Source organism: Phaeobacter sp. CAU 1743 (genome assembly GCF_039839315.1).
GTDB lineage: Bacteria > Pseudomonadota > Alphaproteobacteria > Rhodobacterales > Rhodobacteraceae > Phycobacter > Phycobacter gallaeciensis_A.
This window is the reverse complement of record NZ_JBDOQR010000006.1, coordinates 75,807-97,280: the sequence shown is the minus strand read 5'-3', so window position 1 is coordinate 97,280 and position 21,474 is coordinate 75,807. Positions and strand designations below refer to the sequence as shown.

Annotated in this window: 25 protein-coding genes; 11 read left to right on the top strand and 14 right to left on the bottom strand. The window is 62.3% G+C overall.

The features are described 5' to 3' along the window. Nucleotides 1-4 precede the first annotated feature (4 nt). The 4 genes from AAFO90_RS04205 to AAFO90_RS04190 form a co-directional block, all read right to left on the bottom strand. Nucleotides 5-766, bottom strand: a complete 762-nt coding sequence (locus AAFO90_RS04205) for an ABC transporter permease (protein ID WP_274829696.1) — start codon at nt 764-766, stop codon at nt 5-7. Beyond that, nucleotides 763-1,692 carry an ABC transporter ATP-binding protein gene (locus tag AAFO90_RS04200; RefSeq protein WP_347508602.1) on the bottom strand — a complete coding sequence of 310 codons (930 nt, stop codon included), beginning with the start codon at nt 1,690-1,692 and terminating at the stop codon, nt 763-765. The genes AAFO90_RS04205 and AAFO90_RS04200 overlap by 4 nt, the downstream gene beginning before the upstream one ends. Nucleotides 1,693-1,832: 140 nt before the next feature. After that, nucleotides 1,833-2,363, bottom strand: coding sequence for a carbon monoxide dehydrogenase subunit G (locus tag AAFO90_RS04195; RefSeq protein WP_347508601.1), 531 nt, complete (start codon nt 2,361-2,363; stop codon nt 1,833-1,835). A gap of 124 nt (nt 2,364-2,487) precedes the next feature. Continuing rightward, nucleotides 2,488-3,405, bottom strand: coding sequence for an alpha/beta fold hydrolase (locus AAFO90_RS04190; protein WP_347508600.1), 918 nt, complete (start codon nt 3,403-3,405; stop codon nt 2,488-2,490). Nucleotides 3,406-3,549: 144 nt separating this feature from the next. Between AAFO90_RS04190 and AAFO90_RS04185 the strand changes: the two genes are divergently transcribed. Beyond that, nucleotides 3,550-4,011: a helix-turn-helix domain-containing protein gene (locus tag AAFO90_RS04185; RefSeq protein WP_347508599.1), complete on the top strand. Its 462-nt coding sequence runs from the start codon at nt 3,550-3,552 to the stop codon at nt 4,009-4,011. A gap of 109 nt (nt 4,012-4,120) precedes the next feature. Further along, on the top strand, nt 4,121-4,795 hold the full coding sequence (locus AAFO90_RS04180) for an NAD(P)H-binding protein (RefSeq protein WP_347508598.1): 675 nt from the start codon (nt 4,121-4,123) through the stop codon (nt 4,793-4,795). Between the two features lie 62 nt (nt 4,796-4,857). Here AAFO90_RS04180 and AAFO90_RS04175 read toward each other — a convergent pair whose 3' ends face one another. Together AAFO90_RS04175 and pobA are read right to left on the bottom strand one after the other, a co-directional pair. Continuing rightward, complete coding sequence (locus AAFO90_RS04175; RefSeq protein ID WP_347508597.1) at nt 4,858-5,733, bottom strand: crotonase/enoyl-CoA hydratase family protein; 876 nt, start codon at nt 5,731-5,733, stop codon at nt 4,858-4,860. Nucleotides 5,734-5,789: 56 nt separating this feature from the next. Further along, nucleotides 5,790-6,971 carry a 4-hydroxybenzoate 3-monooxygenase gene (pobA, locus tag AAFO90_RS04170; RefSeq protein WP_347508596.1) on the bottom strand — a complete coding sequence of 394 codons (1,182 nt, stop codon included), beginning with the start codon at nt 6,969-6,971 and terminating at the stop codon, nt 5,790-5,792. Between the two features lie 93 nt (nt 6,972-7,064). Between pobA and AAFO90_RS04165 the strand changes: the two genes are divergently transcribed. Then, nucleotides 7,065-7,925, top strand: coding sequence for a helix-turn-helix domain-containing protein (locus tag AAFO90_RS04165; protein ID WP_347508595.1), 861 nt, complete (start codon nt 7,065-7,067; stop codon nt 7,923-7,925). A gap of 6 nt (nt 7,926-7,931) precedes the next feature. Here the strand turns inward: AAFO90_RS04165 and AAFO90_RS04160 are convergent, their stop codons facing one another. Beyond that, complete coding sequence (locus AAFO90_RS04160; protein ID WP_065271258.1) at nt 7,932-8,564, bottom strand: TetR/AcrR family transcriptional regulator; 633 nt, start codon at nt 8,562-8,564, stop codon at nt 7,932-7,934. A 152-nt stretch (nt 8,565-8,716) separates the two neighbouring features. Between AAFO90_RS04160 and AAFO90_RS04155 the strand changes: the two genes are divergently transcribed. From AAFO90_RS04155 to AAFO90_RS04130, 6 genes are all read left to right on the top strand, one after another. Then, nucleotides 8,717-9,901 (top strand): lipid-transfer protein, encoded by a 1,185-nt coding sequence (locus AAFO90_RS04155; RefSeq protein ID WP_274837321.1) that lies wholly within the window; start codon nt 8,717-8,719, stop codon nt 9,899-9,901. 7 nt (nt 9,902-9,908) lie between these two features. Next, nucleotides 9,909-10,355 carry a MaoC family dehydratase N-terminal domain-containing protein gene (locus AAFO90_RS04150; RefSeq protein WP_065271260.1) on the top strand — a complete coding sequence of 149 codons (447 nt, stop codon included), beginning with the start codon at nt 9,909-9,911 and terminating at the stop codon, nt 10,353-10,355. After that, nucleotides 10,352-10,762, top strand: coding sequence for a MaoC family dehydratase (locus AAFO90_RS04145; RefSeq protein WP_347508594.1), 411 nt, complete (start codon nt 10,352-10,354; stop codon nt 10,760-10,762). Before AAFO90_RS04150 ends, AAFO90_RS04145 begins: the two co-directional genes overlap by 4 nt. Before the next feature lie 20 nt (nt 10,763-10,782). Continuing rightward, the gene (locus AAFO90_RS04140) at nt 10,783-11,610 is read left to right on the top strand and encodes an SDR family NAD(P)-dependent oxidoreductase (RefSeq protein ID WP_347508593.1); all 828 of its coding nucleotides are present in this window, start codon (nt 10,783-10,785) and stop codon (nt 11,608-11,610) included. 76 nt (nt 11,611-11,686) lie between these two features. Continuing rightward, nucleotides 11,687-12,778: a CaiB/BaiF CoA-transferase family protein gene (locus AAFO90_RS04135; protein ID WP_347508592.1), complete on the top strand. Its 1,092-nt coding sequence runs from the start codon at nt 11,687-11,689 to the stop codon at nt 12,776-12,778. Nucleotides 12,779-12,782: 4 nt separating this feature from the next. Continuing rightward, on the top strand, nt 12,783-13,940 hold the full coding sequence (locus AAFO90_RS04130) for an acyl-CoA dehydrogenase family protein (protein ID WP_347508591.1): 1,158 nt from the start codon (nt 12,783-12,785) through the stop codon (nt 13,938-13,940). Between the two features lie 19 nt (nt 13,941-13,959). Here the strand turns inward: AAFO90_RS04130 and AAFO90_RS04125 are convergent, their stop codons facing one another. Then, nucleotides 13,960-14,124, bottom strand: a complete 165-nt coding sequence (locus tag AAFO90_RS04125; RefSeq protein WP_165832675.1) for a hypothetical protein — start codon at nt 14,122-14,124, stop codon at nt 13,960-13,962. Nucleotides 14,125-14,165: 41 nt separating this feature from the next. Next, nucleotides 14,166-15,200 (bottom strand): uroporphyrinogen decarboxylase, encoded by a 1,035-nt coding sequence (gene hemE, locus AAFO90_RS04120; protein WP_347508590.1) that lies wholly within the window; start codon nt 15,198-15,200, stop codon nt 14,166-14,168. Nucleotides 15,201-15,311: 111 nt separating this feature from the next. Between hemE and hemC the strand changes: the two genes are divergently transcribed. After that, nucleotides 15,312-16,271 (top strand): hydroxymethylbilane synthase, encoded by a 960-nt coding sequence (hemC, locus tag AAFO90_RS04115; protein ID WP_347508589.1) that lies wholly within the window; start codon nt 15,312-15,314, stop codon nt 16,269-16,271. A gap of 85 nt (nt 16,272-16,356) precedes the next feature. Further along, nucleotides 16,357-17,301, top strand: a complete 945-nt coding sequence (locus AAFO90_RS04110) for a fatty acid desaturase family protein (RefSeq protein WP_065271267.1) — start codon at nt 16,357-16,359, stop codon at nt 17,299-17,301. Nucleotides 17,302-17,310: 9 nt separating this feature from the next. On the opposite strand, the gene AAFO90_RS04105 is transcribed toward AAFO90_RS04110, so the two are convergent. The 5 genes from AAFO90_RS04105 to clpS all read right to left on the bottom strand — a co-directional run bounded on the left by AAFO90_RS04105 (nt 17,311) and on the right by clpS (nt 21,453). Beyond that, on the bottom strand, nt 17,311-18,123 hold the full coding sequence (locus tag AAFO90_RS04105; protein WP_347508588.1) for a GH25 family lysozyme: 813 nt from the start codon (nt 18,121-18,123) through the stop codon (nt 17,311-17,313). A 115-nt stretch (nt 18,124-18,238) separates the two neighbouring features. Continuing rightward, complete coding sequence (gene hemF, locus AAFO90_RS04100; RefSeq protein ID WP_347508587.1) at nt 18,239-19,132, bottom strand: oxygen-dependent coproporphyrinogen oxidase; 894 nt, start codon at nt 19,130-19,132, stop codon at nt 18,239-18,241. Between the two features lie 66 nt (nt 19,133-19,198). After that, complete coding sequence (locus tag AAFO90_RS04095; protein WP_065271269.1) at nt 19,199-20,002, bottom strand: SDR family oxidoreductase; 804 nt, start codon at nt 20,000-20,002, stop codon at nt 19,199-19,201. 101 nt (nt 20,003-20,103) lie between these two features. Then, complete coding sequence (locus tag AAFO90_RS04090) at nt 20,104-21,099, bottom strand: class I SAM-dependent methyltransferase (RefSeq protein ID WP_347508586.1); 996 nt, start codon at nt 21,097-21,099, stop codon at nt 20,104-20,106. Between the two features lie 12 nt (nt 21,100-21,111). Beyond that, complete coding sequence (gene clpS / locus AAFO90_RS04085) at nt 21,112-21,453, bottom strand: ATP-dependent Clp protease adapter ClpS (RefSeq protein WP_065271271.1); 342 nt, start codon at nt 21,451-21,453, stop codon at nt 21,112-21,114. Between the last annotated feature and the right edge of the window lie 21 nt (nt 21,454-21,474).

The following is a 21,474-nucleotide window of genomic DNA, read 5'->3' as shown; positions in this document are numbered from 1 at the left end:
GCGATCAGGACCGGATGCGCCAGCCGGTTTTGAAAATCCACCAGATCACCGCAAGGCACAGGCAGGTAAAACCACCGATGGCCAAGAGGCTGGTCCCGACCGGGACATCAGCGGTGCCAAAGAAGGACCAGCGGAAGCCCGAGATCAGATAGACCACCGGATTGAACATGGTGATTTTCTGCCAGAGCGGCGGCAACATCGAGATCGAGTAGAAAGATCCGCCAAGAAACACCAGCGGAGTCACGATCAGCAGCGGCACAAGTTGCAGCTGTTCAAAGTTTTTCGCCCAGATCCCGATGATGAAGCCCAACAGCGCAAAGCTGAGGCACGTCAGCAGCAGGAACAGCACCATGGCAAAAGGATGCGCGATGGACAGATCCACGAACAGCGAGGCCGTGCACAGGATCACCACTCCAATGAACAGCGCCTTGGTCGCGGCCGCCCCGACATAGCCGAGGACAATCTCAAGGAAATTGATCGGCGCCGACAACAGCTCGTAAACCGTGCCGATGAATTTGGGGAAATAGATCCCAAAGGAGGCATTCGAAATGCTCTGCGTGATCACGCTCAGCATGATCAGCCCCGGCACGATGAAGGCGCCATAGGCGATGCCCTCGACCTCGTCGATGCGGCTGCCGATGGCGGCGCCAAAGACCACGAAGTAAAGCGAGGTCGACAAGACCGGCGACAGGAAGCTTTGCATCAGCGTGCGAAAGAAACGCGCCATTTCAAAGCGATAGATTGATGCAACCGCCATCCAGTTCATGACTCTTCTCCCGCGACAAGACCGACAAAGATATCTTCAAGGCTGGATTGGCGCGTCACCACATCCGACAGGACCAGCCCGGCCCCGGCCACATCGTTGAGCAACGCGGTGATGCCGGTCCGCTCGCCCCTTGTGTCGTAGCTGTAGATCAGCGAACGCCCGTCCGCGCCCAGTTCCAGCCCATGCGCAGCCAACGCCTCGGGCACTTCGGCGATTGGCGATGTCAGCTGCACTTCCAGCTGCTTTCGGCCCATCTGCGCCATCAGGGCAGCCTTCTCCTGCACCAGCAGGATCTGCCCCTTGGTGATCACCCCGATCCGGTCGGCAATGGCCTCGGCCTCTTCAATGTAATGGGTGGTCAGGATGATGGTGACGCCATCGGCCTTCAGCTCGCGCACCACCTCCCACATGTCCTTGCGCAGCTCCACATCGACCCCGGCGGTGGGCTCATCCAGGAACAATACGCGCGGCTCGTGGCTCAGCGCCTTGGCGATCAGCACCCGGCGTTTCATGCCGCCCGACAGTTCCTTGATCTGGCTCTTGCGCTTATCCCAAAGGGACAGCTTTTTCAGGATCTCCTCCAGCAGCGCATCATTCTTGGGCTTGCCGAACAGGCCGCGTGAAAACCGCACGGAATTCCAGACCGTTTCAAAAGGTTCCAGATTGATCTCCTGCGGCACCAGCCCGATCAACCGCCGCGCCGCGCGGAACTCATGCAGGATATCATGCCCGGCGACAGCAACGCTGCCCGAAGTCGGCGTGGTAATGCCACAGACGGTTGAAATCAGGGTCGTCTTGCCCGCGCCATTCGGCCCGAGCAAGGCAAGGATTTCGCCCTCTTCAATCTCCAGAGAAGCCCCTTTCAGCGCCTCGAACCCACCTTCGTAGGTCTTGCGCAGATCGCGTATAGACAGGATCGCAGACATGGACTCCCCCCAAATTTTCGTTGCGCGCAGGCTATCCAGCCACTGATCCGGCCACCAGTGGTCAGGCGCGCAGCTGCATGTGCGCCAGCGCAGAGAGAAAGGTTGCGGCTCCGAGTAGTCAGTCGCCGATCAGCCGCCCCTTAGCCACCCGTCATTTTCTTGAACCAGCCTTTTTTGCCCTCGCCCTCTTCGCCGCCATCCTCGGCGCCGTCTTCTCCGGCCTCTTCCGCCTCGGGCGCCAGATGGGTCTGCAGGTTGACGAAGAACTGATCGGCCATCTTCTTGGCAAAGCCGTCGATGATCCGGCTGCCCAGCTGCGCCAGCTTGCCTCCGACCTTGGCTTCGACCTCATAGCTCAGCATGGTGCCACCATCAGAGGGTTCCAGGCTCACCTTTGCGCCGCCTTTGGCAAATCCTGCGGCGCCGCCCTTGCCTTCACCGGCAATGGTCAGCTTTTCGCCAGGGATCAGATCCGACAGTGTTACCTGACCTTTGAAGGTCGCCTTGACCGGTCCGACCTTCTGGGTGACCGAAGCCTCGAAGCCTTCCTCGGGGGAACCCGTCACCTCGGTTGCGCCGGGCACGCAGGCCTTCAACACCTCGGGATTCAGCAGCGCGGCGTAGACCTCGGTTGGCGTGGCGGCAATTTCCTTCTGATCACTCATTTGCATGGCGGGTCCTCCGTGATGGCCAGCTGTCGGCAGTCTCTTGTCCCTTACAGACCTAGCCGCCGCTCTGCCGTCTGCCAAGCCGGAAGCGTAACACAGGCGAAAAGGGCACCCCTGATTATCCCCATCATGGCGCCGCACCCTCTGACGTCAAATGCTCGACAACCCGGGCGATCACACTGTCATCCCGCAGGATCTTGCCGTGCCCCAGCCCCGCCGTCACATGCAACCGCGCCCCGGGCCAGCTATCCGCCAAGGCCCGCGCTTCCGAGGTCGGCACCACACGGTCCGCGTTGTCGTGCACGATCAGGGAAGGCTGTGCCAATCCAGGCGCAAGGTCGGTACCACGCAGAGCGTCAAACGACAGGCCATAGCGTTTTTCCAGCCGGGTCTGCGCGCCTCTGGCAACCTTCGGCCCAAACCCCAGAAGCCCGGCGATCTTGCCCAGATAGGCCTCAAGATCCGTGGGCGGCGCCAGCAGCGCAACCCGCCGCACCCGAAGGCCCCGCGACAGAGCCGCCACCGTGGCTGCCGCTCCGTTGGAGTGGGCCACCACCCCGGCCAGCGGCCCCAGATGCGCCGCGACCTCTTCTGTCACCCACAGCATTTCCGGCAACGAACTGCGACGCCCGGGAGCCGCCCCGTGGCCCGGCGCGTCAAAGGCCACGACCCGGAACCCGGCCTTGACCAGTGGCGCCGCGAAACCGCCGAGCTGCCCAGCCCGGCCCGACATGCCATGCACCAATAGGATGGTCGGCAACGGCGCCTCGTTCAGGACACCATGGCCACGTGGCGTCGCGCGCCATTCATAAAGCGGGATTTCGATACCCGATTTCAGCCGCAGCGGTCGCGCCGCCGCTGCCAGCAGCCAGTCCCGCTCCCGTTTCGGCAGCTTTTGCCGCCGTGGCCGGGTGAACAGCGTCGCCAGCAGCAAAGAAGCTGCTGCCGGAGAAATGGCCTCCAACACGCCCGATGCCCGCTGGAGCATCGCCAGGGCGGGAGGTGGGCGGCGTTTGGGCGTTGCATTCGATGTGACACTGACCATGGCTGGTCCTCCTGATGTCGGCGCGCGGCGGCTGCAGCCCGGGATTTCGCGGGGTCTGCGTGGTTGCCGCAATAGTTAGTTCTTATTTGGAACTTATTATCAGTTCCATTTGAGAACTTTGTCAATCCATGCTAGAACTGCCCCATGAAATGGCATGACATGAAAGAAGCCGCCTGCCCGGTGGCGCGGGCGATGGGGGTGGTGGGCGACCGCTGGACCCTTTTGATTTTGCGGGAATGTTTCCTGGGCGTGCGCCGGTTCGACGACTTCCAGAAACGCCTCGGGATCACCCGGCATCTGCTCGCCGAACGGCTGAAACGGCTTGAGGCGATGGGCCTGCTGGAGCGCCGCCCCTATCAGGAACGCCCACTGCGACACGAATACCGGCTGACCGAATCGGGCAAGGCCTTTGCCCCGGTAATGCTCGCCTTGCAGGACTGGGCACGCAGCAATCTTCCCAGCGAGGCCCCCTCTCCTCTCTCATTTGTCCTGCGGGACGGCGGCGAGGAGATCGAACCGGTGGTGACCGACCGACACACCGGACAGGAGTTGAACCACCGGACGGTTCTGATGCGCTACCGCGACCCGGCCAAGCCCAGCGACTGAGACACTGCACAGAAGCTGTGCAAAGGGAGCAGGCTGCTTTGGTTGGCACTTATCTTGACGTCGAGATTCCCACAAAGTATCTCGACGGCGAGACAAAAGGAGTTCACATATGAAAATCATTCTTTTCGGCGCCACCGGCGATGTCGGAAGCGCCACCCTGCGCGAAGCCGTGAGCCGCGGCCACCACGTCACAGCCGTAGCGCGGGATACCGGCCGCCTTGGCAGCCTGCCCTCCAGCGTCGACGCCCTACCGCTCGACCTTCTCGGCCAGCCAGACGCGGCAGCGGATGCCGCAGCCGGACATGATCTGGTGATCAGCGCCCTGCGCCCCGCCGCCGGGCACGAGGGCGATCTTGTGCCCCTCACCCGCGCCGCGCTGAATGCTGCAGCATCGACGGGGATCCCGGCGCTAATCACCGGTGGGGCGGCACTGCTAAAACTGGCAGATGGCAGCGGCCACACGGTCCTGAGTGCCCCCGATTTCCTGCCGGACGCAGTGCGCCCGATCGCGCAGGCCTGCGCCAATCAGGACGCGCTTCTGGAACAGGACACAGCAGCCACCTGGACCTGCCTGCGCCCGCCCGCGATGCTGTTGCCCGGACCGCGGACTGGTCACTATGAATTTGGGACCGATACGCTGGTCACCGACGCAGAGGGCCAGTCGCAGATCACCTATGCGGATTTCGCGGTGGCGATGCTGGATCTTGCCGAAGCGCCTCAGGTCGCTCGCCGCCGACTGACCGCGGCCTGGACGGCGCCCGCACCGACCATGCAGCCCGGCTGACGCCAAACCACACTCTATTGCGCCGCCGCGCCGTGCCCCCCCGAGGGCATGGCGCCCGGCCGTTACCGGTTGCCCTTCGGAATTTCCTCCTGCCGGGTCCAGTCGTATGTGCCTTCGTCGCGTTCCCGGACCGCCTGCTTCCAACCCTTTTCCTCAGAACGTTCCTTGAAGGCGATGCCTTCTGGCGAATGGCGGGTGATGCCGTCGAATACCGTCGCCAGCCGCTGGGTCTGCATCAAACCGGTCTGCTCGATCGCCTGGTTGATCACCATTTTCTGCATGGCCAGCTGATTGATCGGAACCGTGGCCATGCGGGCCGCCATCTCCTCTACCGCATCGTCCAGCTGCTCTGCTGGCACCGCCTTGAGGACCAGCCCCATATCCGCTGCCTCGCGCCCCGAAATCTTGTCACCGGTGAACAGCATCCGCTTGGCTCGCTCAGCGCCAAGGCGATAGACCCACATTGCCGTGGTCGGGCAGCCCCAGACGCGGGCGGGCATGTATCCGATCTGCGCATCCTCGGCCATGATCGTCATATCCGCGCACAGCGCGATATCCGATCCGCCCGCCACGGCAAAACCGTGCACCTTGCAGACCACAGGCTTCACCGCACGCCACATCGACATAAAATGCTGGGTGTTTTCCCACATGAACCGATAGTCCTTGATGGGGTCCCATGGCATTGCTTGGGTGGCCTCGCCCGATCCGTTACCTTCGGCATAAAAGGTCAGATCGTAGCCTGCGCAAAACGCCTCTCCCGCGCCGGAGAGCACCATCACATGCACGCCCGGATCCGCATCTGCCCGCGTGACGGCCGCCGCAAGATCCCGCGGCATCTGGTCGTCGATGGCGTTCATAGTCTCCGGCCGGTTCAGCGTGATGCGCGCGATCCGGCCGTCTTTTTCATAGGCAACTGTCGTCATTTCTTCCTCCCTCATTTCCTGAGGGAGGAAAGCACGCCCGGCGGCTAAGACCTAGCCGGGCGAACGCGACGTCAGTAGGGCAGACCCACATAATTTTCGGCGAGCGAAGCCTGCGCCGCATCCGAAGAGAACAGGTAATCAAGATCGGTACATTGCAGGCGCTGATCCACCTCCTGCGCATCCGGGAAGAGATGCAGCAGGTTGGTCATCCACCAGCTGAACCGCTCTGCCTTCCAGACGCGGGCCAGCGCCTTCTCCGAATAACCATCCAACCCGGTGCTGTCGCCGTTGAGGTAGTGATCCATAAAGCCGTGGTATAGATAGTAGATATCCGACGCAGCCGAGTTCAGCCCCTTGGCCCCGGTGGGCGGCACGATATGCGCCGCATCCCCGGCCAGGAACAGATTGCCATAGCGCATCGGCTCGGCCACGAAACTGCGCAGCGGCGCGATGGATTTCTCGATCGACGGGCCGGTTTCCAGACCAGCGGCCACATCCTCAGGCAGGCGACGCTTCAGCTCTGCCCAGAAGGCATCATCCGACCAGTCCTCGGGTTTATCCGTCAGCGGCACCTGAATGTAATAGCGGCTCAGCACCTGGCTGCGCATCGAGCAAAGCGCAAAGCCGCGCTCGTGACGGGCATAGATCAGCTCGGGCGAGACGGGTTTGGTTTCCGACAGGATGCCCAGCCAGCCAAAGGGATAGACCTTTTCGTATTCCTTCAGCACATCGCCGGGGATCGATTTCCGGCTGACCCCGTGGAACCCGTCGGCGCCGACGATGAAATCACAGTCGATCCGGTGCTCTGCCCCGTCTTTTTCATAGGTGATATAGGGGGTTTCAGACTTCAGATCATGAGGCTGCACATTGGCGGCCTCGTGAATGACGACCCCGTCCATGGCATCGCGGGCGGCGTATAGATCACGCGTCACCTCGGTCTGGCCATAGACCATGACCGTGGCGCCATCTGCGTATTTTTCCAGATCGATACGATCGCTGCGCCCCTGGTGGGCGATATAGAAACCTTCGTGCACCTCGCCTTCGGCATCCATCCGCTCTCCGCAGCCCGCCTCACGCATCAGATTGACGAAACCATGCTCCAGCACACCTGCCCGGATCCGGCCCAACACATAGTCGCGGGATTGCCGTTCCAGTACGATGCTATCGATCCCCTTGCGGTGCAACAGCTGCGACAACAGCAGGCCCGAAGGACCGCCTCCGATGATTGCGACTTGGGTTTTCTGCACGGTCATAAGCGCGTCTCCGTTTCATGGTGACGGGCAATATGACGCGGGGTCCGGGTTTTGCGAATGGACCATGCGCGCAAGTTCTTGTACATTTCGCACATGACCAGCGCTCTTCAGATCCGCAGCTACAACCTGTTCGGGGAAACCGATGAACTGGCGGACGTGCTGCATGTGGAGACGATCCGCTCCCGCTCCGAGCAGCATAATTGGCAGCTGTCACCGCACCGGCACGCCCGGCTGCATCAGGTTCTGTTCATGACCAGTGGCGGCGGCGTGGTGGATCTGGACGGCGACGCCCATACCCTGCCCGCCCCCTGTTTCGTCAATATACCGCGCGGGGTTGTTCACGGTTACACGTTCGAACCAGAGACCAGCGGCTGGGTTGTCACCCTGCCCTCAGACCTTGTTGATCATTGCATCCGCAGCGGCGAAGGCGTGCGCGGCCCGCTGGATCATGCCTGCGTTTTGCCGCTGCCGCCCGACCTGCGCAGCATGGCCGAAACGCTTTATCAGGAATACCACGGCCAGAATTTTGCCCGCGCGCAGCTGCTGCGTTCGCTCGCCGGAACCCTGACCGCCCTTGTCGCCCGCCATATTCACACTGCTGAGGGCGGCGACCGTCAGAATGCTGGCAACCCAATCTTTTCCCGATTTGAAACCCTTGTGGAACAACATTTCCGCAGCCGCCGCCCGCTGGCGGAGTATGCCCGCGATCTCGCCGTCTCCCCAACCCATCTGAACCGGATCGTGCATCAGGTCACGGGCCAGTCCGCATCGCATCTGGTGAATGAGCGCATGCTGCGCGAAGCCCGGCGGATGCTGCTCTATACGTCGCTCAGCGCGGCGCAGATCGCCTATGATCTTGGGTTCAGCGATCCCGCCCATTTCAGCCGCGTCTTCACCAAGGGCACCGGCATGCCGCCGCGCGCCTTTCGCAAACAATTGGGCGACAGCGCCTGACACCGATCAGCGCTTGCTGCCCCCGGCGCCTGGCAGCAAACCATTCAGGATCATTGCAAGATACTGTTCGGCGATTTCCTCGTGGGGAACCGGCCGGTCAGTGCGGTTCCAGAAAGGGATCCAGTTCAGCGCGCCAAACACCCCGGCCGCCACAAGACGCGGATCGCAATGACGGATGACGCCTTCGCGAATCCCCTTCTCAATCAGCATCCGCAGCTGAAAATCCACCCGAGCTTTACCCTCGTGCAGGGCCTCGCGCCGCTCGGGCGACAGGCTGTGCGCCCGCACCATGGCCAGGCTGGCGCCAAGATCGGTGGACACCCACTCGCAATAGCCGCGGATCAGCCGCGAAATCCGCTCAGCCACTGGCAGGCTGTCATCGCGGCTGATCTCCATCACCTCGCCCAGGAATTCCAGGCTCAGCTGGTGGCAACCGAACAGGATGTCCTCCTTGCTTTGCACATAATAGTAGATCGTGCGCTTGGTAATGTTGAGCGCGGCGGCGATATCCTCAAGCGAGGTCTGCTCGTATCCCTGATCGTTGAACAGGCGCGCACCGGCCATCAGCACTGCGCGGCGTTTGATCTCGCGCTGCGCACTGCGGCTGTCTGCCGTTTTCGTCCAGGTTTTATTTCCCATCGCCGTTCTTCCCCCGGCCCACCCCATGCGAGGTCTGACCTATTGACGCCCGGTAATTACACTCATCAGTTACACTCTTCTTGACAGTTTGCCCAGCCCGAACCGAAAGTAACCCGGAAGTGTAATTCCGACTCGCGCAAGGGAGAGAGCCAATGTCTGCACATGTGATGGTTGCCGGGGTGGGTATGACCAAATTCGCCAAACCCGGCCAGAATGAACCCTATACCGAAATGGGCGCTGCCGCCGTGCGCGATGCGCTGCAGGACGCGGGCCTGCCCTATGACGCCGTGCAGCAGGCCTACGCGGGCTATGTCTATGGGGACAGCACCTGTGGCCAGGCGGCGCTCTACAAGGTTGGCATGACCGGAATTCCGGTGATGAACGTCAACAACAACTGCTCGACCGGATCGACCGCCCTGTTCATGGCGCGTCAGGCGGTGGAATCGGGTGTTGTCGATGTGGCGCTGGCGCTTGGCTTTGAACATATGAAACCCGGCGCACTGACCTCGCACTGGGATGACCGGCCCAGCCCGTTTGATGCCTTCGATGCGGAAACCGACGATCTGGTCGGCCAGCCCGAGATCCCGCTGGCGCTGCGCTATTTCGGCGGTGCGGGCAAGTCGCACATGGAGAAATACGGCTCTTCCATGCTGGACCTCGCGCGCATCCGCGCCAAGGCCAGCCGCCATGCGGTGAACAACCCGCTGGCCCTGTTCCGAAATGAGCTGTCGCCCGAGGATGTGCTGGAAAGCCCCACCATCTGGGAAGGCGTGATGACCCGCCTCATGGCCTGCCCGCCCACCTGCGGCGCGGCGGCGGCGGTCGTGGTCAGCGAGGCCTATGCCAAGAAACACGGGCTGAACACCAACGTGCGCATCGCGGGCCAGGCGATGACCACCGATTACGCCAGCACCTTTGACGCCCACGACATGATGAAGGTCGTCGGCTACGACATGACGGCAGCCGCCTCGAAACAGGTGCAGGAGCAAACCGGCATCGGCATTGAAGACGTCGACGTGGTCGAACTGCACGACTGTTTCGCCCATAACGAGATGATCACTTACGAAGGCCTTGGCCTCTGCCCCGAAGGCGGCGCATCCAAGTTCATCGCCGATGGCGACAACACCTATGGCGGCAAATATGTGACCAACCCCTCCGGCGGGCTTTTGTCCAAGGGACATCCCCTTGGCGCGACCGGCCTTGCGCAATGTTACGAGCTGACCCGCCAGCTGCGCGGCACCGCAGGCAGCACGCAGGTCGAAGGCGCCCGCACGGCGCTGCAGCACAACCTCGGCCTTGGCGGCGCCTGCGTCGTCACCATGTATCAGGCGCAGTGAGGCGGCGATGATCGACACCTCTTACATCGGCCACGTGACCGATCCCTATGCGGTCACGGTGGAGAAAGGCCGGTTGCGGGATTTTGCCCGCGCAACCGGCCAGAGCGACCGCGTCTATCTGGATGAGGAGGCCGCGAAGGCGGCGGGCTATCGTGGGCTGCTGGCACCGCCCACCTACCTGTTCTCGCTGGATCTGGACCGCGAAGATCCGTTCTACTTCATCACGCTCTTGAAGATCGACATCGCAAAGGTCCTTCATGGTGAGCAGGCCTTTACCTATGGCGCGCCGATGTGCGCCGGGGATACCATTACCCTGGTGAGCAAGGTCACTGACATCTACGCCAAGAAAGGCGGCGCCATGGAGTTCGTGCATCTGAAAACCTCGGCCACCAACCAGCTCGGCGAAGACGCAGGCAGCATGACCCGCACCGTGATCGTGAGGCATCCGCAATGACCATGCCAACCTATGCAGAGATCAATGTGGGCGATCAGCTGCCGCCCCTCACCACCAAGGAGATCACCCGCACCACGCTGGCGCTGTTCGCCGGCGCCTCGGGCGATCACAACCCGATCCACATCGACATCGATTTCGCCAAACGCGCAGGCATGCCGGATGTTTTTGCCCATGGCATGCTGAACATGGCCTATCTGGGCCGCCTGCTGACGGGATGGGTGCCGCAATCAGCCTTGCGCGAATTCACCACCCGGTTCGTGGCGATCACCCAGGTTCACGCGGTGATCACCTGCACCGGCAAGGTGGTGGAAAAACGCGACGGCAATCTGGTGGCGCTTGAGATTGAGGCCGCCGATCAGAACGGTGAGGTCAAACTGGCCGGGACCGCCCTGATTGAGCTGCCATAACGACAAAGGACACTGAAGAGATGAGCAAACTTGCAGGCAAGACCGCCTATGTCACTGGCGCCGGACGCGGTATCGGCCGTTCCATCGCGCTGAAACTGGCCGAGGACGGCGCCAATGTGGTGCTGAACGATCTGGACGCGGAACCCGCAAACGCCGTCGTTGCCGAAATCGAAGCGATGGGCCGCAAGGCGCTGGCCATTCCCGGATCAGTCACGGCGGCAGGCTTTGCCGATGATTTTATCCAGGCCGGGATCGACAAGTTCGGCAGCATCGACATCATCGTCAACAATGCCGGCTACACCTGGGACAGCTTCATCGGCAAGATGAGCGACGAACAGTTCGATGCCATGATCGACGTGCATCTGAAGGCGCCCTTCCAGATCCTGCGCGCGGCGTCACCCTTCATCACCCAAGCGGCTGCGGCTGAGGCCGCCGAAGGACGCGAGGTTTTCCGCAAGGTGGTGAATATCTCGTCGATCTCCGGAACTGGCGGCAATCCGGGACAGGCGAACTATTCCGCTGCAAAATCCGGCGTCATCGGCCTGACCAAGACGATGGCCAAGGAATGGGGCCGCTTCAAGGTCAACGTCAACGCGGTGGCCTTTGGCATGATCTCCACCCGCCTGACCGAGGCCACGGACGAAAAGAAATCGGTCGAGGTCGAAGGCAACAAGATCGGCATCGGCATCCCCAAGAAACTGGTGCAGGGCATGGAGATGATGATCCCCGTGGGCCGTGCGGGCACACCGGAAGAGGCGGCGGGCGGCGTCTACCTCTTCTGCATCCCCGAAAGCAACTACGTCTCGGGCCAGACCCTGGTCGTGGGCGGCGGCCTGTCCGGCACCTGATCCACGCGACACTCAGAAACAGCGTACTGGCCCGCCCTGCACCGGGGCGGGCCACCAAAACTGGGAGACGACATAAATGCTGGAAGGCACCCGCATCATCGAGGTCGAAGGCCTTGGCCCCGGCCCATTCGCGGCGATGACATTGGCCGATATGGGAGCGGATGTGATCTGCATCCACCGCAAAGGCGGCGGCGTTACCCCCGGCATGCCGGAGCGTTCAGTACTGGATCGCGGCAAGCGATCGATCGAGCTGGATCTGAAGGATCCCGAAGACATCAAGACCTTCATGGCGCTGGTGGAAAGTGCCGACGGTCTGATCGAAGGTTTCCGCCCCGGCGTGATGGAAAAACTCGGCATCGGGCCGGAGGCCTGCCATGCGGTGAACCCGGCCCTTGTCTTTGGCCGCATGACCGGCTGGGGCCAGGACAGTACCCTGTCCCATGCAGCGGGGCATGACCTCAACTACATCTCCCTGTCCGGCGCGCTTTGGTACGGGTCAAATCCCGGCGATGCGCCGCTGACACCGGCCACGCTGGTGGGCGACATCGGCGGCGGCGCCATGTATCTGGTGGCGGGTATGCTGGCCGGAATCCTGCGCGCCCGCTCCAGCGGCGAAGGCTGCGTGGTCGATGCGGCGATCTATGACGGCTCGGCCCATATGATGAACCTCCTGATGAGCATCCGTCAGGCGGGGAACTTTGGCGACACGCGCGGGCAGAACCTGCTTGATGGCCCGCACTGGAGCCGCACCTACGCCTGCGCCGATGGTGGCTTCATGTCGGTGCAATGTCTTGAGCCGAAGTTTTACGCCCAGTTCCTGTCATTGCTGGATCTTGCGGAGGATGCCGATTTCCAGCGTCAGTTTGACAAATCACTCTGGCCCGCGCTGACCGGGCGTCTGGCCGGGATCTTTGCTAGCCAGCCCCGCGATCACTGGGCAGGTATTTTTGAGGGCACCGATGCCTGCGTCGCGCCTGTTCTCAGCCCCGGCGAGGCGCTGACCCACCCGATGAACGCGCGCAGAACCTGGGTGGAGGCGCATGGCGCGCTTCAGGCCGCCCCTGCCCCGCGGTTCTCTGATGCGGGCGACTGGACCCCGCCCGAAAGCCCCGTTCGCGGACAACACGCAAAAGAAATTCTGGCCGAACTGGGCCGTGACAAGGACTGATCCGATGACCGCGCATAGCTCCCCCTGGATGACCGACGAACTGGCGATGTTGCAAGACAGCTGCCGCAGCTTCTTCACCGCTGAAATGACCCCACACGAGGAACGCTGGCAGAAGCAGGGCCATATCGACCGAGAGTTCTGGAACAAGGCCGGGGAATTCGGCCTCCTCTGCGCCAGCGTCCCCGAGGAATACGGCGGCATGGGCGGCGATTTCCGGCACGAGGCGGTGATCACCACCGAACAGTTCCGCGCCGCCGGGTTTTCCGGCTTTGGCAACTCAGTGCACAGCCAGATCTGCGCGGGCTATATACTCGATTATGGCACCGAGGATCAGAAACAACGCTGGCTGCCCAAGATGGCCAGCGGCGAAATGGTCTGCGCCATCGCCATGACCGAACCCGGCACCGGGTCGGACCTGCAGAACATAAAGACAAACGCCCTGCGCGACGGCAACGATTACGTGCTGAACGGCTCCAAAACCTTCATCACCAATGGTCAGCAGGCGGATCTGATCATCGTTGTCTGCAAAACCGATACCACGCAGGGCGCCAAGGGGATCTCGCTTCTGGTGGTGGAAACCGAGGGCGCCGAAGGATTTGCACGGGGTCGCAACCTCGAGAAACTGGGCCTCAAGAGTCAGGACACCTCCGAATTGTTCTTTGACGATGTGCGCGTGCCGCCCGAGAATCTGCTCGGCGGGGTCGAGGGCAAAGGGTTCTACCAGCTGATGAAGGCGTTGCCGCAGGAACGGCTGGTGATCGCCCTTGGCGCCGCCGCCGTGATCGAGAAGGCGCTGGAGGATACCATCGCCTATACCTCAGAGCGGCGCGCCTTTGGTCAGGCGCTGATCGAAATGCAGAACACCCGTTTCAAGCTGGCCGAGGCCAAGACCATCGCCCATATCGCCCGCGTGTTCCTGGATGACTGCGTCGCTAAGCACCTGCGCGGAGAGCTGGACGCCGCTACCGCATCAATGGCGAAATGGTGGGTCACCCAGATGCAATGCGATGTGGTGGACGAATGCCTGCAGCTGCACGGCGGCTACGGTTACATGCTGGACTACCCAATCGCCAATATGTACGCCGATGCCCGCGTGCAAAAGATCTACGGCGGGTCGAACGAGATCATGAAAGAGCTGATTGCCCGCACCCTGACCGAATAAAAAGGCCGAACGGCGCGGCTCAGCCGTCCTTCTGGGCGGCTGCGGCCTTCTTCATGCGGGCCAGCAACTCTGCTTTGGTTTCGCGCTTGCTGTAGGGGTTCTTGTCGGTGCCCTTGGCGTTGTGCTCGCTGTGGCGGGGTTCGTTGCGGCCCGGTTTCTGGCCGCCTTGTTTGCTGTAATCCATTACTCTCGCTCACATATTGATTGGCTGAACGCGACGCACGATCAGGCTTCGCGGACCGTATCGATCATCAGCTGGACATTGTCCGGGTCGGCATCCGGGGTGATCCCGTGGCCAAGGTTGAAGATATGCGGCCCGCCGCGCAGGGCGTTGACGATGCGGCGGGTATCATCGATCAGATCCTGACCACCGGTCACCATGTGACGCGAAGCCAGGTTACCCTGCACGCAGCCGTCAATCTGCACATGTTCAGCGACCCATTCCGGGGTCACCGAATTATCCACCGCTACGCAATCGACACCTGTTGCCTTAGCAAAACCGATATACTTGTCGCCCGCCTCACGCGGGAATCCAATGACGGGAATACCGGGATGACGCTTTTTCAGCGCTGCGGTGATCTGGCGGCAGGGCTCCAGCGCGTACTTCTGGAAATCCTCACCTTTCAGCGATCCGGCCCAGCTGTCGAAGATCTTCACCACTTCGGCGCCCGCCTCGATCTGTTTCGACAGGTAATCGATGGTGGCCTCGGTGATGCGGGCCAGAAGCGCTTCGAACAGCTGACGGTTTTCCGCCTTCAACGCATGGGCAGGCCCCTGATCCGGGGTACCGCGTCCGGCGATCATATAGGTCGCCACGGTCCAGGGCGCCCCGGCAAACCCAATCAGAGCCGTCTCGCTGGGCAATTCCTGTTTCAAAATGCGCAAGGTGTCGTAGATCGGGTTCAGCGTCTCGTGGATGTCGCTGACCGGGCCAAGCTTGGCAAAATCCGCATCGGTGGTGATGGTCGACAGGCGCGGCCCTTCGCCGGTGACGAACCACAGATCCGCGCCCAGCGCCTGCGGCACCAACAGGATATCGGCAAACAGGATCGCCGCATCAAACCCATAGCGGCGGATCGGTTGCAGGGTGACCTCGGCCGCCAGTTCGGAATTGTAGCACAGCGACAGGAAATCCCCGGCCTGAGCCCGCGTCGCACGGTATTCCGGCAGATAGCGGCCCGCCTGGCGCATCATCCAGATCGGCGGCACATGCTGTTTTTCGCCTGCCAATGCGCGCAGCAGTTTCTTCTGTTCGGCCATGGGATCCCTCGCTTCTCTCTTAGATACTGAGGTCTAGGCTGAGCGGCAAATTGTCAAGGGTGGTGAGGCCGATGCTTGTCACGGCATAATGTCGCGAATAAAGGTTCTGACATGACACAGAACCTGCCCTCCCCCGCTTCGCCCCTGAAGATCGGCACCCGTGGATCGCCGCTGGCCCTGGCTCAAGCCCATGAGACGCGCGACCGTCTGGCCGCCGCGTTCGAGCTGCCGCAGGAGGCCTTCGAGATCGTCGTCATCAAAACCACCGGTGACAATCAGGCGCTGATCGCAGCGGACCGCCCGCTGAAGGAGATCGGCAACAAGGGCCTGTTCACCAAAGAGATCGAAGAGGCGATGCTGACCGGCGCCATCGACATCGCGGTGCACTCGATGAAGGACATGCCAGTGGCGCAGCCTGTGGGTCTGCTGCTGGATTGCTACCTGCCGCGCGAAGACGTGCGCGATGCTTTCATCTCCCCGAGCCTGTCCTCGATCACCGAACTGGCGCCGGGCTCTGTCGTGGGCACCTCCTCGCTGCGCCGCCGCGCGCAATTGCTGAACCGCCGCCCCGATCTGAAAGTGGTGGAGTTCCGCGGCAACGTGCAGACCCGCCTGAAGAAACTCGACGACGGCGTGGCCGAATGCACCTTCCTGGCGATGGCCGGGCTGAATCGTCTGGCGATGGAGAACGTGCCCGCAACTGGTATCGACACGGACGACATGCTGCCCGCCGTGGCGCAGGGCGCCATTGGCATCGAACGGCGCGCAGATGACAGCCGCTCGGGCGATATGCTTGCTGCCATCCATGATACAGAGACCGCACAGCGTCTTGCGGCCGAACGCGCCTTTTTGGCGGCTCTGGACGGGTCTTGCGAAACGCCCATCGCGGGTCTTGCGGAGCTTGATGGCACCACCCTGCGCCTGCGCGGCGAAGTGCTGCGCCCCGATGGCTCCGAAGCCCTTCAGGACGCGCAGACCTGCGCGATCGAGGACGGACCGGAGCTGGGCCGCGAAATGGCGGCAAAGCTGCTGGAACAGGCCGGGGAAGGTTTCTTCGACTGGCGCGGCTGACCGCCCTGCCCCGGACCTGACGCCACGGTTTTCTTGACCTGTTTGCGCTTCTGCTGGAAGCCTGAGGCTTGGGAGGACTACACGCATGACACCGGGAAAAACATATCTCAGCTCTGACGAAATTCGCCCTTTGGCGGAACGATCGGATCCTATGGGACTGTGGCTGCTACTGCACTGCTGGGGCACGATTGCCCTGGCGATCGCGCTCTTCGCGCTCTGGCCCAATGTTCTGACCTTTGTGCTCGCCGTGATGGTGATCGGCTCGCGCCAGCTGGGGCTGGCGATCCTGATGCACGAGGCCGCCCATAACGCGCTGTTCAAGACCCGCCGCTGGAATGAGCTTGCCGGGGACTGGCTCTGCGGTCGCCCCATTCTGGCGGATCTGGGCGCCTATCGGCATTACCATCTGACCCATCACCGGTTCACCCAGACGGACAAGGACCCCGATCTCGTCCTGTCGTCGAAATTCCCCACCTCCCGCGCCTCGCTGCGGCGCAAGTTCACCCGCGATCTGACCGGGCAGACCGGCATCAAACAGCTTTTGGGCCAGATCGCCATGTCCCTGCAGCTGGCCGGAGATGACGACGCGATCAAGGCAGCGAACTCCGATTTCGCCCAAAGCTTCAAGGCGCCGCGCCTTTGGGGGGCACTGCCGGTATTTTTCGGCATTGCCCTGCTCATCAGTCTGATTGGCGACTGGTGGTGGGGGCTTGCCTTCTGGCTGCTGCCCTATCTCACTTGGTTCCAGTTCGTGCTGCGGGTGCGCAACATCGCCGAGCATGGCGCCACCGAGCAATCCGAAAACCCGCTGCAGAACGTGCGCACCACCCGCGCAGGCCCGCTCGCCCGGCTTCTGGTGGCGCCCTATTGGGTGAACTACCATCTGGAGCATCACATGGTGATGCATGTGCCCTGCTGGCAGCTCAGACGCATGCACGCCCTGTTGCTGAAAAAGGGGCTGGGGGAGCAGATGCGCATCGCGAAAGGGTATGGTCAGGCCTTGGCCGAGGCAGGCTGGCGCCGGGCCTGATCCTGCCTGCTACTGTTCCAGCTGGCCGGACCAGCGCAGCCAGCTTTCGGGGCTGTCGTGGAAAACGTTCAGATCCACATCGCCATTGATCCCCGGCACCCGTCCGGTGCCGGTGTATTGCCAGAGCCGCCAGAAGGCGCTGGGATAGGTCGGGCGCGGATGTCCCGCGACAGAGCGCAGCCAGAACTCAGTGCCCCGCAGGCGACCGATACCGGTCTCGGCAAAGAAATCCACCGTGGTGTAGATGACCGGGCGGTGGCCATAGTGAGCCTCCAGAATATCCAGAAACTTACGCGCCTCGGAACGGACGCGGGCGCCATCGGGCCGTTTCGTGCAGGTCTTTGAGCGATGGTTCCACTCCATGTCCAGAACATGGGGCAGCGCCTTTGCATCGCGCGGCACGTTGCGGATGAACCACCGCGCCTGCTCCCGCGCCGGGCGACAGAAGTAGAAATAGTGATAGGCCCCGCGCGGCACCCCTGCCCGTGCGGCGCCGCGCCAGTTGTCGCGGAACTTCGGATCCAGCAGATCGCCACCCTCGGTCGCCTTGAGATAGGCAAAGGAAACGCCTGCCGCCTTGGCCGTGTCCCAATCAATGTCGCCCTGCCAGCGCGACACATCAATCCCGTGAATGGCATAGGAGTAGGGCGTGCGCCCCTCCCAGGAATGGGGATCACTGTCATCGAACCGGGGATATGTCACCAGCCGGGCCAGCTGCGCATCGGATGGAAGCTGTGTCGGTGCCGGGCGCTCCGGCTCGGGCCGGGTGCCGCAGGCAGCCAGTGTCACAAGGCAAAGGGCCGACATCAAAAAGAACCGCATCATCCCTCCGCACACAAACAAACACAGTCTTTTGCCCCGCCTCTGGCCCGCGCGGACTACATCCTCGGATTTTTTCGCAGAAACCGATATGCCCGGAGCCAGTTTGCTGCGCCGCTCAGACCCATTTGACCAGCGGTGGCAGGCTCATCAGAACCGCATTAGCATCGTGCCCGGTTTCCAGACCAAATTTGGTCCCCCGGTCATAGACCAGATTATACTCGGCATAGAGGCCACGATGCACCAGCTGCGCCTCCTTGTCCTTGTCATCAAAGGGCTGAACCCGGCGTTTTTCCACCAGCGGCAGATAGGCTGGCAGGAAGGCGCGGCCAATGTCCTGGGTCAGAGCGAAATCCGCCTCCCAGTCACCGGTGCAACGATCATCCATGAAGATGCCACCAACCCCCCGCGCCCGGTGGCGGTGCGGGATGTAGAAATACTCATCCGCCCATTCCTTCAGACGCGGATAGAGATCGGTACCATGCGGGTCGAGATGCTGTTTCTGCTGCGCATGAAAATGGGCGGTATCCTCGGCATACTCGATGCAAGGGTTGAGGTCCGAGCCCCCGCCAAACCACCAGGCATGCGGTGTCCAGAACATGCGGGTGTTCATGTGAACCGCAGGCACGTGCGGGTTCTGCATATGGGCAACCAGCGAGATGCCCGAGGCCCAGAACCGCGGATCGTCCTTCATGCCCGGAATGCCCTTGCGCGCCGCCATGGCGTTCTGCGCCCGCTCGCCCAGCGTGCCGTAGACCTCCGAGATATTGACGCCGACCTTTTCAAAGACCCGGCCGCCCCGCATCACGCTCATCAGCCCGCCGCCCGCGTCCGATCCATCATCCGCGGTGCGCTTTGTCTCGCTCACCTCGAACCGGCCCGGCGCCTGATCAGAGAAGGGGCCGGTGTCATGGCTCGCCTCAAGCGCTTCGAAGGCCGCGACGATTTCATCGCGCAGGGTGCGGAACCAGGCGGCGGCGCGGGCTTTTTCGTCTTTCATTTCAGCAGTCATCTCAGAGCGTCTTTCAGTACTTGTGGGACGCCGCGCTGCGTGAGCGCAGGCAGGTCCCGGCATTCATCAGTGAACAGGAGCGGCAACGGAATCCAGCAGCGTGCGACCACCATCGACCGTCACGATCTGGCCCGTCATGAAACTGGCCGCGTCCGAGGCAAGGAACTGCGCCGTTTCGGTCAGCTCGGTCGGTGCGGCGATGCGGCCCAGCGGTGTGTGATCTTCGATATCCTGACGATAGGCCCGGTTATCCTTGAGCGTGCCCCTGAGCGACGCGCTCATCACCGAGCCAAAGGCAATGGAATTCACCCGGACCCCGTGCGGCGCATAAGAGACAGAGAGCGACCGGGTCAGCTGATCCAGCGCCGCCGAAGCCACCGAATAGGCCATCAGATCGGGGTGGGTCCGCCGCGCCGCGATCGACGACAGGTTGATGATGGCACCGCGCGCAGCGCCCGGCTCGCGCCCCTCGCCCTGCTTGATCATCCGCCGCGCCGCCTGTTGTGACAGACGCAGGGTCGGCAACAGGTTCTCGGTCAGCAGCAGTTCCAGCGACTCATCCTTCGGGTCCAGCGGGTCACTCGGGACCACCTGACGGGCGCCGTTGACGAGGATATCCACGTCTTCGAAGGCATCGATGGTCGCCGACAACAGATTGGCAATGGTCAGCCTTTCGCGCAGATCCCCGGCGAAGTAGCGGATGTTGCTTTCGTCGGCCTGCTCTCCCAGTTCCGCGATCAGGGCCGCCTCGTTGGTATCGGCAAACATGACGTTGGCACCGGCATCCGCGAACTGCTTGCCAATGGCCAGACCAATCCCGCTTGAGGCGCCGGTCACGATGGCAGTTTTGCCGGAAATCGAAAAGGACATTCGGGCACTCCAGAATGTTGCGTCGCGTAGTGAAAACTGAGCCGGAGCCTAGACCGGACCATTCGGTTTGAAAACCTGCAATACGGGGTGACCTTACCGCCCTACCGCCGCTGCCGTTTGGGGCGGCTGGCGTGCAAGACCTTGAACCGGTTGTCGCCTGCGGCTTCCTCGACTGCGGCAAACCGCTCTGACAGGGTGATCTCATAGGGCAGATGCCGGTTGGCAACCATCCACAGATGCCCCGAGGCGGTCAGCATCTCGGCAGCACGGGAAATGAAGGCCTTACCCAGCTCCGGCTCAGCGCTGCGGCCGCTGTGAAACGGCGGGTTCATCACCACCGCGTTCATCTGCCCCGGCGCCTTCCAATTGCGCACATCGGCCCAGTGGAACTGCGCCCGGTCATCGGCAACGTTGCGCCGCGCGCAGGACAGCGCGTCATGATTGGCTTCGACCAGGTGCAGCTCTTCGATTTCAGGGTGGCTCAGCATTTGCCGGGATAGATACCCCCAGCCTGCGCCGAGATCAGCAACGGCACGGCCAAGTTTTGCAGGCAGGGCGTCGACCAGCAATCTCGAGGCCGGATCGATTCCGTCAGCGGAAAACACCCCCGGCACGGTCACGAAGCCCTCCACGTCAACGCCGCCTGCGGGTGGCAACCAGTCAGTGAGCGCATCACCGCCGCCATCGAACCAGAAGACCTTGCCATGCGCCTTGGACACCGGTTCGGACGGGGACATGCGTTTGCGCAGTTCTTTCAGGATGGAATCGATCCCGTCCGTCTTGGCCCCATCTACCAGCACCGGCCCGTCCGTCAGAGCCGAAGCCTGCGCCACCGCCATCCGCGACTGCGCCTTGGCGCGGGACAGGAACACCACGGCAGCGGCAAACCGCATGTCATCCGGCAATTCGGGGCGACAATCGTACCCTTGCGCGGCAAGGGCATCGTATTCACTGCGCATCGGCTGGATCAGCACCAGCTGATCCTTTGGCAGGCACGACAGATCGTGCTCCGCGCGCGGGTGGAAAACGGCGATACGGCCCTCTGCAGGCACCGCAAAGCCGCCCGTCTCAAGAGCGAGCGACAGGCGAACGGACATAGCGGGACCTCTTCAGTCTTCTTTTTCCATGGTGCATTGCAGCGGATGCTGATGGCGACGGGCAAAATCCATCACCTGCGCGACCTTTGTCTCGGCGATCTCGTGGCTGAAGACACCAACCACGGCCAGACCTTTTTTGTGCACGGTCAGCATGATTTCAAACGCCTGCGCGTGAGTCATGCCAAAGAACCGTTCCAGCACCATGACCACGAATTCCATCGGGGTGTAGTCATCGTTGAGCAGCAGAACCTTGTAGCGCGGCGGTCGCTGGGTTTTCGGCCGGGTCTTGGTCAGGACACCAAGATCGCTGTCGTCGTCCGAGTTGTCCGTCATCATCACTGGCTGAAGCAGCATAGCGTCTCTATTCCGGTCGTG